We start from the raw sequence: 13064 nt of genomic DNA, 5'->3' as shown, positions 1-13064 counted from the left end.
AATAAATTACATAATTTACGTTATGTAATTTTATAAACTATCCAAGGCATTTTTCTGCTCATCATTAACGATATGCGTATATAAGTCTGTAACTTGGGTGCTAGCATGTCCTAGCTGGTGGCTGACCAAGACCTGTGATTTGGTAGCATCATAGAGACGAGTTGCTAATGTATGGCGAAGCTTATGGGGTGTCACGCGGACTTTGAAGTCTTCAGAATACTTGGCGACCATCTTTTCAACACTAGAAGCATCAATACGGTTTGGAACACCTCGATACAAGGTCAGAAAGAGAGCTGTATCGGTCTTTTCTGTCTTGTACCGTTTGTCTCGAATAGCGAGATATTGCTCCAGATAAGGCTTCGCAAAGGCAGCAACATTGACTGAGTCTCGTTTTCCACCTTTTCGAGTGACGTCAATGACCATCATCTTAAGATTAAGGTCACGAAGGTCCAAATTGACTGCCTCAGATAAACGGACACCAGAGGCAAGAAGGAGTGCGATAATGGCTAAATCTCGCTCTTTATTCTTATTAAAGGAGGATAAGGCGCGATTTGAGAGTGTCTGAGGATACTCCTGGTCGATATAGTTAAGAAAACCTTCTGTTTCATCGCCTAAAAAGAGCTTTTGTTTGATATTTTCAGCCCGTGCCGCCAAAGTTTCTTTCTTTTTCTTGGTAGCAACCTTCTTCATGACGTTGCGGTAGAAATAAGGTTCTCCTTGCTCATTTTCAACTTCCTCAGTCAAGTATTTATAGAGACTGGAAAGTGCAGAAAGGGTACGGTTAATCGTTGTTTGGGAAACCCCGTTTTTTGTCGTATTGGCATTGAGCAGAGGACGTTCACGTAAGTAAAGAATAAAGGATTCCATGTCTTTCTTGGTCATGTGCTCCAGAACGTCTAAAGGGATCTCGGCCATGGTATCAGCATCCGATATACCAGATTCCAAAACCCAGGTAAAAAATCGATCGTATTCCTTTAAGTATTCGTACAAAGTTGTAAAACTGTATGGAACGGCCAGTTTTGATTGGTAATATTCTAAGACGTACCAAGGCATGACTTGTTTGAGTTTATCGATACGTTCTAATAAGATCTCGCGTTTCATGTTTTTCTCCAAATCTTTCTATACTAGTAGTATAGCATAGCCAGATATATTTTTCAAGAAAATTATAGTTTTTCGGAAAGATGTTATAGGGTTTATATAGGACTGTTTTGTATCTCTTTCTATATTAGATCACTTTTAAACACAATAAAATCAGCAAATCACATGGATTTACTGATTGTTTTTTTCTGTAACTTATTTTTCTATATATCGAAATGGAATCTTGCTACCACAGAGCCAATTATAGACTCGATCATTGACTTGAACATTCATGGCCTCGTGAGCATATTCTGGCATGATTAAATGCTCTTTTGGACATTCTAATCGATTATAAATGGCAAACTGCGTTTCAGGATAACAGACATCATCATCTAGTCCGGTAATCATGTGAACCTGTCCTTTGATGCGATGAGCAAAGTTTTTTACATCAATATAGGCCAATGTCTGCATCAAACGATCTTCTGTTTCATGAAATGGATCATGGAACTTGAAATAACGGAAAAGCTCGTCATAAGCCTCGCTGGTGTTCCCAATCTCCAATACTCGTCTGAAATCTGATAAGAATGGATAAATGGCGACTGTTCGTTGTATACGAGGATTCAATCCAGCAGCAACCAGGGCCAAGGCACCACCTTGTGAGGCTCCATAGCTGGCAAGTTTGCTGTCGTCGACTTGAGGAAGGCTGGCTGCTACGATTTCAATTAACTGGTAAAGATCCAAGTAGACATCCTTATAAAAGAGCTCATCCGGACCTTCAACGGCTCCGCGGATAATCTGTCCTTTTACCGTATTACCAAGTGGTGAACGGTCACCGTCTGTTGAATAGCCTGACTGCCCTCTTACGTCCATAGACACAACACCATGGCCGGCTACTGTATAAGCCAGCATATCAGCCCAATCCCAACAACGACCCATATAGCCATGAAAATGGAAAATGACGGGAACCTTTTGATCCGTTTTTGGAAAAACAACCCGCGCATAAACTAGTCCATCTCGTGTTCCTTTAAAGGTTAATTCATAACAAATCACATTTGGAATGCTGAAATCTCGTTCTTCGAGCTTATATTCAGGAAGTTCAGTCATCTTTGCTAGGGCTTGATCCCAAAAAGTATCAAAATCTGCTGGAAGCTCATCCCGTCCCTTGTAATCTTTCATTGTTTCTAATAATTTGGGATCTTTCATAAAATCCTCCTTAAGTATGTGTAATCGCTACCAAAAATGTACCATATTTACTTAAGGATTGCAAGAGAGAAATAAAAATTACATAACCGAAATTATGTAATTTATTTATAGGTTCAAAAATAGACTTAATTGTTTCACTAGATCTGGATTAGTGGGTAAAGCTGAATGATGAGCTTTACGACCGTTTAAATTCACTTCTGTATAGGCTTGTTTCTCAAAAATAGATTTTGCTGCTTGGGCACTAGAAAGGGGAACGATCCCATCTGATTTCCCAGCAAAGCTACCGACAAAGTTAAGGACCTCTACTTCTTTATCTAATCGATGCTTCCATTTTTGAAAATCGTCATACATTTCTTGATTGAATTGGTAAGGACTACCAATAATAACCAGCTTGCTCACGGTTAGTTTTTTCTTTTCTAAAAAGCCACTTTCCAATAAACCAGTCAAAACTAGTCCACCATTGGAGTGCCCGACTGCCTTGAACTCTGTAAAATAATAGTGATCAAGGAGGTAGGTGATGGCGATCTTAAGGGATTCGATTTGCTGCTTGATATTGCTGTAGCCATCTCGATTGTTCTCGAAGCCAATCACAATCATCGGATTCGGCTCTTTCGTATTCAGTCTTCCCTCCATCTCTACAGAGTCATCTTTGTTGACTTTTATTTTTAAAAGACTCTGTTTTTTTCTAGAAAATCGATGGAGCATGCGGATAGTTCCATTGAATCGCTGGATACTGGCTGAACTCCCAGGTACAAAGATGATTGGTCTGATCGGTGGTTTCTTTGACCCTTTAGGAAATTCAAAGGGCTTTCTGTGCGAAGAAAACAGTCTTACAAAGAAACGAATGACTTGTTGAAATAGTTTTTTTAACATCTTTCCTCTAGTAGTAGTTTCTAAAAGAACCCAGAACAGTGTGTTCCAGGCCCTCTTAGAAACGATTATTTCCGTTTTTTCTTATTTTTGCGCATTTGTTTGGCCATCTTGTTCATCGCCCGTTTCATCATAAATTCACCGGCTTTTCCTTTGAGACCACCACCAAACATTTGGCTCATATCAGGCATTCCAGCGCCTCCACCAAGAGCTGAAAAGTCAGGCATGCCACCTTGTCCCATCATCCCTTCAAGAGCAGACATATCAGGCATTCCACCAGGCATATTCTTCGGCATATTATTTGGATTGAGCCCCATTTGTTTCATCATCTTGTTCATATCGCCAGAGAGGACGCCTTGCATCATCTGTTTGGCTTGGTTAAAGTCCTTGATGAATTTATTGACTTCGACAAAGCTGTTTCCTGAACCAGCCGCAATCCGACGACGACGGCTTGGATTTAACAAATCTGGATTTTCCCGTTCAGCTGGTGTCATGGATGATACGATCGCACGTTTGCGAGCAATTTCTCGTTCATCGACCTTGAGGTTCTTCATGGCTGGATTGTTGGCCATCCCTGGAAGCATCTTGAGCAGATCTTCCATTGGTCCCATGTTTTGAACTTGGTCTAACTGATCGATGAAATCGTTGAAGTCAAAGGTGTTTTCCCGCATCTTCTCAGCGAGTTCAAGGGAACGTTTCTCATCGTATTCTTGAGAAGCCTTCTCGATCAGCGTCAGCATATCCCCCATACCGAGGATCCGACCAGACATACGGTCCGGATGGAAGGTTTCGATATCAGTGATTTTTTCACCAGTACCAGTGAACTTGATTGGTTTTCCAGTAATCTGACGGACAGAAAGGGCTGCACCACCACGGGTATCCCCATCAATCTTAGTCAAGATCACCCCGGTTACTTCGAGTTGTTCGTTAAACTCACGCGCCACATTGGCTGCTTCTTGACCGATCATGGCATCGACAACCAAGAGGATTTCATTCGGCTCAGCAAGGGCTTTGACGTCACGCAACTCGCCCATGAGTTTTTCATCGATTTGCAGACGACCGGCCGTATCGATCAAGACATAGTCATTGTGGTTGGCTCTCGCCTGTTCCAAACCTTGGCGAACGATCTCTACTGCAGGCACTTCTGTACCGAGTGAGAAGACAGGGACATTGATCTGCTGCCCAAGCGTCTTCAACTGGTCAATGGCTGCTGGACGATAAATATCGGCCGCAATCATCAAAGGACGCGCATTTTCTTCCTTGACCAATTTGTTGGCCAATTTCCCTGCAAAGGTTGTTTTACCAGCCCCTTGAAGACCGACCATCATGATAATGGTTGGAATCTTTGGAGATTTGATAATGTCTGCTGTCTCAGAACCCAAAATGGCTGTCAATTCTTCATCGACAATCTTGACGATTTGTTGGGCAGGGTTGAGGGTTTCGATGACCTCATGACCTACAGCACGCTCGCGGACCCGTTTGATGAAGTCTTTTACAACAGGAAGGGCAACGTCGGCCTCTAAGAGGGCAAGACGAATCTCTTTGGTTGCCTCTTGGACATCCGCTTCAGAGATTTTCCCTTTCTTACGAAGATTTTTAAAGACGTTCTGTAAACGTTCGGTTAAACTTTCAAATGCCATTATTTTCTCCTATTTTTTCAATTCAGTGGATATCGTCCGAAATGTTGCAAACATTCTAGTTCTTCGGGTGTGACTTCTTTCATGATTTCATTTGGATATCCCAACAGCTAAAACCTATTTGCATAGCCTTGGAGATATCATTGGGCGAGATAATCTGTAGTCGAGTAGGAAATACTTCCTCTGCGACTAATAGTTTGCAAGGTATTCCTTGATAAATGACCAGACTGCCCATAATCACTCCCGATTGTCAATGCTTGATAAAATTTCAACCTGCTCTTGTAGAAAAGTATCTTCCGGATAGCGTTCTAAAATCTGATCAAAAATCTGGCTGCGTACAATGTAGTCAGAGTACATATGCAACTTCATCTCATAATCCTCTAGAATCTTCTCTGTCCGCTTAATATTGTCATAAACCGCCTGACGGCTCACTCCAAACTCTTCCGCAATCTCAGCTAAGCTGTAGTCATCTGCGTAATAAAGCTCGATGTAGTTCATTTGCTTGTCCGTCAAGAGCGCAGCATAAAACTCAAAGAGCGCATTCATTCGGTTGGTTTTCTCAATTTCCATACCTTTCATTATATCAAAAAAGCCCGCCAAAGACTAGCGGGACTTCATGCTTTTTGCCTGTGTTTTTAGGAGTAGACACTATTTTTTATCTAAGCAAAGAATTAGATTTTCAGAGCCAACATATTGACCGTCATACCCGCTGCAGTTCCCATTAAGAAGATGGTATCTCCTTCTTTGACAAGGCCATGTTCCATGGCGTAAGCTAGACCAAAAGGTACAGCTACTGAAACCATGTTTCCGTAATCGCTAACAATGTTAAGATACTGATGGTCTGGTACCCCTAATTTTTCCATGACCAAAGGAAGGGCACGACTGGCTTGGTGAGGAATGATATAGTCTACATCAGCAAGCGATAGGCCGACCTTGTCTTGAAATTCTTGGAACATGTCAGGAATAACACGCGCAGATAGAAGCAAAATCTTCTTCCCCTTCATATCAAACATGAAGTCGGTTTTGGTTGATTCACTATAATGTTTTGGGTGGTAGGCGGTTAAACCACCACGAATCTCTGTATCATGGGCTCCCTTAGACCAGGTCCGTTGAAGGCTTGCCATCACTCCCAGATCTTCTGTGGTACTTTCAAAGATAAAGGCAGCTGCCCCATCACTAAAAAGTTCATAGCTTTCTTTCTGCTTGGGATTGAGACCGAGACTTCCTACTTCACTGGACACAATGAGGACACGCTTGTACTCGCCACCTTCGATCAGATATGAAATGGTACTGAGGGCCGAAATAAAGCTGGTACAAGTGGTATTGATATCCATAGCGGGAATGGTCAAGTCCTTGGCAACCCGTTCATGGATTAGAGCTGCTGTACATGGAATCGGCTGAACCCCTACGGCGCTGGCTGAAACTAGGCAGTCAATATCTGCCATGGTCAATCCTGCCTGCTCTAGGGCCTGTTCAATAGCACGAGTGGCAAGGTCGATCTGAGATTCTTCATCTTCTTTTACTCGGTAGCGTGTCTGATCCTTAAAGGTAACTTGATGCTTGGGTAAGGCTGTTCCATAGCCCTTAATACGAACATGTCTTTGTACACTTGTCATAATGCTTCCTCCTATTTGTGAAGACGTTGTACGCGCTTGAGTTTGCGTGTCGTGTCCCATTGGTAGTCAATAAAAGTGAGTTTGGGCATGATAAAGCCCTTTTGATTTGCTAAGACTTGAAATTGGTTGAGGATAGCCACTTCTATATCAGGTGAACGTTTGCTGAGTGCAACCTGGACTTGTCCATCTTTGGTTTGAGTTACTTGATAGTCTTGAATCCCTTCGACAAAGAGGATACAACGTCGAATGAAGTCTGGATAAACCATCTGTAGCTCGCCGTCTGCTTTTTTGAAATAAAAGATATCGTCCGACCGGCCCTCAATTTTAGCAATCCTTGTAAAGACAGAACCACAATGGCAAGGCTCTGGATCCTCTACCAGAATATCATTGAGCCGGTAGCGGAAAATCGGCTGGCTACTACGTTTAAAATCGGTAATGATAGGATAAAAGCGGTGGTCATCCAAATAGTCTTTTTCCACTGATAAAATGTCCTCGTTGAGGTGCAAGTTCCCCTCAGAACAGGTACAAGCTAAGAAACCTTCTGTTGCTTGATAGACCTGATCGACCTTAGAAAGATGAAACGCCTGACGGATGAGATCCCGGTCCCGATCCTCTAAGATTTCAGCTACGGAAACGACCTTTTGGGGTTGAATCTGTAGGGCCTGATTCTCTAAATACTTGGTTAAATCCAATAAGGTAGAGGCTGGAGCCACAAGGATAGTCGGCTGGTAGTTATTTAAACGTTCTAAATGCTCTTGGCTATCTTTGAAAATATCAAAATATTCTAAGCGAATCAAGGGAGAATTGATGGTTTGATAGAGCTCGTTATCAGCACGGAGGAAAAAGGCAATGCGGTGGCCAAAGAGCTTCCCTTTTGGGAGCATTTTAGCAAGAATAGCTGCTGCCCACATACTACGTTCCGTCTCTGTTGTGATAAAAATGCCTCGGTGGCCGGAGGTACCAGAGGAAAGCCCCACTGCCACTTCTCCTTGCATCTCTGTAAAATCACGAGACTGCTCCCCACGAATGGCCATTTCAAGAGCCTGGTCCCGGTCGATTCCTTGGGTGTTTAACTCATTGAAATGCTCCATCATAAAGGTCTTGTCCATATAGCGGAAGTCCTTTGGAACGCCTTGAGCGAAATAGGGCGAATGTTGGAGTAAGAAGGCCTGGTACTTTTGAAGCTCTTGCTCTTGGTAGCGCTCGAGTTCCTCTCGGTTCTTAAAGCGGTGGCCCCAACGAGTCTGACAAAAGGTTTTAAGAAAGGTCCATTTTTTCATCTAGTATCCTTTCTACACGATTTATTGGATCATGGCTGACAAGAACATCGATCCCTTGATTTAACAAGGACCGCAAGAAATTAACGTTTTCTAAATAGGTCTCAACATTATCCTGAACTTGACTAGGAATCCAGCGCATCTGCTCCGTCAAGGGGAGAAGGTCAATCCCCCAGCAGAGATCAGCTCCGATAAACAATTGATACTCTGGAAGGTAAAGACAACCCTGTCCCTTAGCATGCCCATCATGAGAACTAAGGAGAATACTACCGTCTCCAAAGATATCCTCTGTTGCCGTATAAGGAAAAAGAGGGTTGGTTTCTTGAGGTTGCATGATTTTGACGGATTCTTCAAATTGATCCGGTAAAAACTCTTTAAAAATTAAATCCTTGAAGCTGGGCTTCTGGTAGACCTGATAGGCTCTCTCAGTGACCAAGAAGCGCGCCTGTTTGAAGCAAGCCGCTCCTCCTAAATGGTCTGGATGAAAATGCGAGAGGATGACATAAGAAATGTCATCTGGTGAAATCCCAGTCGCTTGAAGCAAGCAATCAATCTGGTCTTCCTTTTTCATCTGCATAGGAGTGCCGAGGCGGTAATAAAGATAACGGAGTTTGCTTTTGATTTCATAATGATAGCCCGTATCGTAGAGAATATAACCGTGTTCTCGGTGTTTGAGGAGATAGACGCCGGCTGGAAAGACCATTTTCTTCCTTTTCTGTCCCTTAAAGAGCAAGGCCAGATTACTAGTACAATAGCCAGCAGGGAAGTACTTAATGCTTTCGATAATCTTGGACATACTGGGCAATTCCCTCCTTGATGCTGATGCGTGGCTCATAGCCCAACTCCTCTCTTGCTTTTGAAATATCAAGAGTCTGGCTATAACGCAACAGGTAGTAAGTATAGCGAGTTAATGGAGGCTCTCCTTTTAGAGGTAAGATTCGATAAAGAATCTCTAAGATCGAAGCTAACCCACCTAGAAGAAAGGCAGGTAGCTTTTTATAACGAATAGGAAGTCCCAAGCCCTGCAAGGCTTCTTCGATCAGTTCCTTAAAGGGAGTCGGCTCGCCGTTGGTAATATTGTAAACCTGGCCTTCTACCTGATTTGCTTTCAGAGCCAAAGCGATGGCCAAGGCAACATTTTCGACACAGGTCATGTCCATCAATTGCTTGCCTTCCTTGATTAAGGGGATTCCAATTTTTTGGCTTAGCTTGAGAACACGAGGAAGGATGCTGGTATCCCCAACACCAAAGAGCCCACGTGGACGAAGGATGATGCTTGGAACATCCGGGTAAGCAGGAAAGAGCTTCTCTGATAGGAGCTTACTTTTGATGTAGTTGTTTAAATGATTTTCAGCTGGAGCATCTTCTTCCTTGATGTCGATTTGGTCTTTTGGAGCAGCGTAAATACTTGGTGAAGAAACATAGACCAAGCGTCTTATTTTATTAGTTCGACAAGCTTCTAGAACATGCTGGGTACCAAGGACATTAGCTTGGTAAAAACTCTCCCAAGGACCCCAAACAGTGGATAAAGCTCCAGCATGAACGACCATTTCAACGCCCTTGCAGGCCTCTTCTACTGCTTGCTTGGAACTCAGATCTCCTTTGAAAAATTCCACCTGGTCTGAAACCAAGCTTTGTCCTACTGCTTCATTCCGACCAAAAGCACGGACAAAGTAGCCTTCTGTTACTAACTCTTTTACCACATATTTTCCTAGAAAACCTGTTGCTCCTGTTACAAGTACTTTCATAGCGCCTCCTTTTTAACTAAGCGATGAATTTCTTTCTTTAAAATGCTGGTGGCATCATAGATCTGGGCTCTCTTTTGGAGCTCTTTTCTTTTCTTCAAGTAATTGCTTAAAGGCTTGAGCGATCTTTTGACTCTTGTCCATGGGAGCTTGCAAGGCTACTCCTACTTCTACTCCACGAATAGCGTAATCATATTGGTCATAGTCATGCTGGAGGATTAAAGCTTGAATCCCATTTTTGATGCATTGAAAGAAAATCCCTGCTCCATCTGGTTTTCCATAATAGGAGCAACAGTAAAGCCAATAACTTCTGCTACTTTTAGCTTTTGAGGCCCTGTAAAAATCCGAATCTCATAGTTGAGGTCATTCAATAATGGGGCTAAAAGCAAGAGGACAGGATAAAGGTGTCCACTGAGAGGTGCTGCAACAGCATCAATTTTAATTCGAGACATAAAAACTTCTTATAGAATTTACATAATATAATTTATGTAAATCAATTATTTTCTAAGTAAAATTCAAACCGCTCTCCAACATATTGGCTTTTTACATACTCAAAAGCGATACCATTATCAAAATAAGAAACCTGGGTCAATCCAAGGATGGCCTGTCCTTTGGGGATTTCCAGATATTCAGCAATCTTTTCTTTGGCCAATCGTGCATAGATAGTTTGTTGAGATTTACCAATTCGATAGCCGTGCTTTTCCAAGGTTTGGAAGAAATGACTGGTCACTTCTTCTTTCTTGAAGTTCTTGATAAATTTCTCTGGGATGGAGGTAACTTCATAAACGACTGGTACACCATCCGCATAACGAACCCGTTCCATTCGAACAATTGTTTCAGTCTTATCGATACCAAGCTTATCTACTTCTTGAAGGCTAGGAATGGTGCGTTTGTAGGATATAACCTGTGTCGAAGGGATCTTTCCTTGGGCCTTCATGATTTCAGTAAAACTAGTCGTCCCCCGCATCTTTTCCTGGACGCGCGTGCTAGCGACAAAGGTACCACTACCAACACGGCGCTCCAGTACTCCTTCTTCTACCAAGAGGGTAATGGCTTGACGGAGGGTCATCCGACTAACCTGGAACTTCTCAGCCAAGTCCCGCTCACTAGGAAGGCGCTGTCCAATTTTCCAGATTTTCTGGTCAATTTCGGCTTTAATTTGATCGTGAATTTGTATGTAAGCTGGAATCATCTTGCTACTCTTTCTGTGTGTTATAACCTATTGTAGCGCAATTTTGTTAAATCTTCAATCCTAGTCAGTCTTGATTGGTAATGAAGGGGCTTTTGTGTTAGAATAGAGGAAAAGAATTTTCTAGAAGAAGGGGAAAAGATGACAAACCTATCAACTGATTTGCATGATGTTGAAAAAATCATCGTGCTTGACTACGGTAGCCAGTACAATCAGCTCATCTCTCGTCGTATTCGTGAGATTGGTGTCTTTTCAGAATTGAAGAGTCACAAGATTACTGCAGCTGAAGTGCGTGAAATCAATCCAGTTGGGATCGTTCTTTCAGGCGGACCAAACTCAGTGTATGAAGAAGGATCTTTTGACATTGATCCTGAAATTTTTGAACTCGGGATTCCGATTTTGGGAATCTGCTACGGGATGCAGTTATTAACTCACAAGCTTGGTGGGAAGGTTGTTCCTGCAGGTGATGCTGGTAACCGTGAATATGGTCAATCTGAGCTTAGCTTGACGGAGTCTTCTGCTCTCTTTGCAGGCACACCAGACAAACAATTGGTCTTGATGAGCCACGGGGATGCTGTTACAGAAATTCCTGCTGACTTTGTTCGTACAGGTACTTCTGCTGACTGTCCGTATGCATCGATTGAAAACCCAGATAAGAAAATCTATGGTATCCAATTCCACCCAGAGGTTCGTCACTCAGTTCATGGCTATGATATCCTTCGTAACTTTGCCTTGAATATCTGTGGTGCCAAAGGCGATTGGACCATGGATAATTTCATCGAGATGCAAATCAAACAAATCCGTGAAAAAGTTGGAGACAAACGTGTTCTCCTTGGACTTTCTGGAGGTGTTGACTCTTCTGTAGTTGGTGTTCTTCTCCAAAAAGCGATCGGAGATCAATTGATCTGTATCTTTGTAGACCACGGTCTTCTTCGCAAAGGGGAAGCTGACCAAGTGATGGATATGCTTGGTGGTAAGTTTGGTTTGAATATCGTTAAAGCAGACGCTGCCAAACGTTTCTTGGATAAATTGGCAGGTGTATCTGACCCTGAACAAAAACGGAAGATTATCGGTAACGAGTTTGTCTATGTCTTTGATGACGAAGCAAGCAAGCTAAAAGACGTGAAATTCTTGGCGCAAGGAACACTTTATACAGACGTCATTGAGTCAGGTACGGATACTGCTCAAACTATTAAGTCTCACCACAACGTAGGTGGTCTTCCAGAAGACATGCAGTTTGAACTCATCGAACCCCTTAACACTCTTTACAAGGATGAAGTTCGTGCACTTGGTACTGAACTTGGTATGCCAGACCACATCGTATGGCGCCAACCATTCCCAGGACCTGGTCTTGCTATCCGTGTCATGGGTGAAATCACTGAAGAAAAACTTGAAACTGTTCGTGAATCCGATGCGATTCTTCGTGAAGAAATTGCCAAAGCAGGTCTTGACCGCGATATCTGGCAATACTTCACTGTTAACACTGGCGTTCGTTCCGTAGGTGTTATGGGTGACGGTCGTACTTACGACTATACCATTGCCATCCGTGCTATCACTTCTATCGACGGAATGACAGCTGACTTTGCTAAAATCCCTTGGGAAGTCCTTCAAAAAATCTCAGTTCGTATCGTAAACGAAGTTGACCACGTTAACCGTATCGTCTACGATATCACAAGTAAACCACCTGCAACTGTTGAGTGGGAATAAAATGACTTGATAAAATAACGCTTGAAATTATTGATTTCAGCGTTTTTTTATATATGTAAGACAGCGTTTATAATCAAAATAACCTCTACCTCTAGACCAGTTCCAGGCAGTCTATATCAAGGAGCAAAATTTCCTAATTCAAAAAACAAAGAAAATGTAGGCGGAACTTGTGAACTCTATTTGGGTGTTAGATTAATATTAAATAATCTAGAATGAAACAGGTTCTTGTATGAAGCTCGTACTTATGTTATGATAGTTTTAAATCTATTCCTTTTGAGTAAGGAATTCATAAAGTTAGGAGAATCAAATGTCTGAAATTACAGTTTCGCGTCAAACTGGCCTTGTAGGTGTATTAATGAAGGTAAACGTTTATATCAATGGAGAATGTGTTGCCAACTTAAGCAAAGACGAAACCGTTACACTTCCGCTTCCTGAAGGACTTGATATGGTTAAGGTCTACGTAGATCAAAGAGGAGCCTTCACACGTTCTAAGGAAGTGATCGTAAAAGCTGGTCAAACAGCTATTATTAAAGGATCGGCTATGAAAACACTTCTAGGTATTTTCGGAAAAATCTTAGGTATGCCTTATCTCTCAATCGAAGTAACAGATTAAAAAGCCATCATTCGATGGCTTTTTAATGTATGCACACTAATCTTATCTTACATAAAATTATCTCTTTGAATCAATAATGATGATTACTTGTTGTTAAAATTATACGAGCAATTTTGAAATTTCCGCACTA

Annotated in this window: 12 protein-coding genes and 2 pseudogenes; 2 read left to right on the top strand and 12 right to left on the bottom strand. The window is 42.2% G+C overall.

The window, feature by feature from the left end; translation table 11 throughout:
• Positions 1-30: 30 nt before the first annotated feature.
• From xerS to ACOXXR_RS04820, 12 genes and pseudogenes are all read right to left on the bottom strand, one after another.
• Positions 31-1101, bottom strand: coding sequence for a tyrosine recombinase XerS (gene xerS, locus ACOXXR_RS04875; protein ID WP_003001539.1), 1071 nt, complete (start codon positions 1099-1101; stop codon positions 31-33).
• A 192-nt stretch (positions 1102-1293) separates the two neighbouring features.
• Positions 1294-2280, bottom strand: coding sequence for an acetylxylan esterase (locus ACOXXR_RS04870; RefSeq protein ID WP_445278171.1), 987 nt, complete (start codon positions 2278-2280; stop codon positions 1294-1296).
• A gap of 105 nt (positions 2281-2385) precedes the next feature.
• Positions 2386-3153 (bottom strand): alpha/beta hydrolase, encoded by a 768-nt coding sequence (locus ACOXXR_RS04865; RefSeq protein WP_445278170.1) that lies wholly within the window; start codon positions 3151-3153, stop codon positions 2386-2388.
• A gap of 65 nt (positions 3154-3218) precedes the next feature.
• Positions 3219-4790 (bottom strand): signal recognition particle protein, encoded by a 1572-nt coding sequence (gene ffh / locus ACOXXR_RS04860; RefSeq protein WP_414363197.1) that lies wholly within the window; start codon positions 4788-4790, stop codon positions 3219-3221.
• Between the two features lie 17 nt (positions 4791-4807).
• Positions 4808-5022, bottom strand: a pseudogene (locus ACOXXR_RS04855) (2-oxoglutarate:acceptor oxidoreductase).
• Positions 5023-5024: 2 nt separating this feature from the next.
• The gene (locus ACOXXR_RS04850) at positions 5025-5357 is read right to left on the bottom strand and encodes a putative DNA-binding protein (RefSeq protein WP_003001435.1); all 333 of its coding nucleotides are present in this window, start codon (positions 5355-5357) and stop codon (positions 5025-5027) included.
• Positions 5358-5458: 101 nt separating this feature from the next.
• Positions 5459-6403 (bottom strand): 3-oxoacyl-[acyl-carrier-protein] synthase III C-terminal domain-containing protein, encoded by a 945-nt coding sequence (locus tag ACOXXR_RS04845; protein WP_129269149.1) that lies wholly within the window; start codon positions 6401-6403, stop codon positions 5459-5461.
• 11 nt (positions 6404-6414) lie between these two features.
• The gene (locus tag ACOXXR_RS04840) at positions 6415-7683 is read right to left on the bottom strand and encodes a F390 synthetase-related protein (protein WP_414260562.1); all 1269 of its coding nucleotides are present in this window, start codon (positions 7681-7683) and stop codon (positions 6415-6417) included.
• The gene (locus ACOXXR_RS04835; protein WP_414260560.1) at positions 7661-8476 is read right to left on the bottom strand and encodes an MBL fold metallo-hydrolase; all 816 of its coding nucleotides are present in this window, start codon (positions 8474-8476) and stop codon (positions 7661-7663) included. The genes ACOXXR_RS04840 and ACOXXR_RS04835 overlap by 23 nt, the downstream gene beginning before the upstream one ends.
• The gene (locus ACOXXR_RS04830) at positions 8451-9428 is read right to left on the bottom strand and encodes an NAD-dependent epimerase/dehydratase family protein (protein ID WP_129269155.1); all 978 of its coding nucleotides are present in this window, start codon (positions 9426-9428) and stop codon (positions 8451-8453) included. The genes ACOXXR_RS04835 and ACOXXR_RS04830 overlap by 26 nt, the downstream gene beginning before the upstream one ends.
• A 257-nt stretch (positions 9429-9685) precedes the next feature.
• Positions 9686-9877, bottom strand: a pseudogene (locus ACOXXR_RS04825) (glycosyl transferase); the annotation flags it as partial.
• A gap of 41 nt (positions 9878-9918) precedes the next feature.
• Positions 9919-10617 carry a GntR family transcriptional regulator gene (locus ACOXXR_RS04820; protein WP_048716017.1) on the bottom strand — a complete coding sequence of 233 codons (699 nt, stop codon included), beginning with the start codon at positions 10615-10617 and terminating at the stop codon, positions 9919-9921.
• Between the two features lie 138 nt (positions 10618-10755).
• Here ACOXXR_RS04820 and guaA point away from each other — a divergent pair, with 138 nt between their 5' ends.
• Positions 10756-12321, top strand: coding sequence for a glutamine-hydrolyzing GMP synthase (guaA, locus tag ACOXXR_RS04815; protein WP_048691204.1), 1566 nt, complete (start codon positions 10756-10758; stop codon positions 12319-12321).
• Between the two features lie 307 nt (positions 12322-12628).
• Positions 12629-12934, top strand: a complete 306-nt coding sequence (locus ACOXXR_RS04810) for a hypothetical protein (RefSeq protein WP_048716018.1) — start codon at positions 12629-12631, stop codon at positions 12932-12934.
• The last annotated feature ends 130 nt before the right edge of the window (positions 12935-13064 follow it).

This window comes from Streptococcus sp. KHUD_013, assembly GCF_052588545.1.
This window is presented reverse-complemented; position numbering and strand designations above follow the sequence as displayed.

Excerpts from the sequence above, each read along its gene's own strand:
- ACOXXR_RS04850 (WP_003001435.1), bottom strand. The coding sequence starts at position 5,357 with ATGGAAATTGAGAAAACCAACCGAATGAATGCGCTCTTTGAGTTTTAT.
- ACOXXR_RS04820 (WP_048716017.1), bottom strand. The coding sequence starts at position 10,617 with ATGATTCCAGCTTACATACAAATTCACGATCAAATTAAAGCCGAAATT.
- xerS (WP_003001539.1), bottom strand. The coding sequence starts at position 1,101 with ATGAAACGCGAGATCTTATTAGAACGTATCGATAAACTCAAACAAGTC.
- ACOXXR_RS04835 (WP_414260560.1), bottom strand. The coding sequence starts at position 8,476 with ATGTCCAAGATTATCGAAAGCATTAAGTACTTCCCTGCTGGCTATTGT.
- guaA (WP_048691204.1), top strand. The coding sequence starts at position 10,756 with ATGACAAACCTATCAACTGATTTGCATGATGTTGAAAAAATCATCGTG.
- ffh (WP_414363197.1), bottom strand. The coding sequence starts at position 4,790 with ATGGCATTTGAAAGTTTAACCGAACGTTTACAGAACGTCTTTAAAAAT.
- ACOXXR_RS04845 (WP_129269149.1), bottom strand. The coding sequence starts at position 6,403 with ATGACAAGTGTACAAAGACATGTTCGTATTAAGGGCTATGGAACAGCC.
- ACOXXR_RS04865 (WP_445278170.1), bottom strand. The coding sequence starts at position 3,153 with ATGTTAAAAAAACTATTTCAACAAGTCATTCGTTTCTTTGTAAGACTG.
- ACOXXR_RS04870 (WP_445278171.1), bottom strand. The coding sequence starts at position 2,280 with ATGAAAGATCCCAAATTATTAGAAACAATGAAAGATTACAAGGGACGG.
- ACOXXR_RS04810 (WP_048716018.1), top strand. The coding sequence starts at position 12,629 with ATGTCTGAAATTACAGTTTCGCGTCAAACTGGCCTTGTAGGTGTATTA.
- ACOXXR_RS04830 (WP_129269155.1), bottom strand. The coding sequence starts at position 9,428 with ATGAAAGTACTTGTAACAGGAGCAACAGGTTTTCTAGGAAAATATGTG.
- ACOXXR_RS04840 (WP_414260562.1), bottom strand. The coding sequence starts at position 7,683 with ATGAAAAAATGGACCTTTCTTAAAACCTTTTGTCAGACTCGTTGGGGC.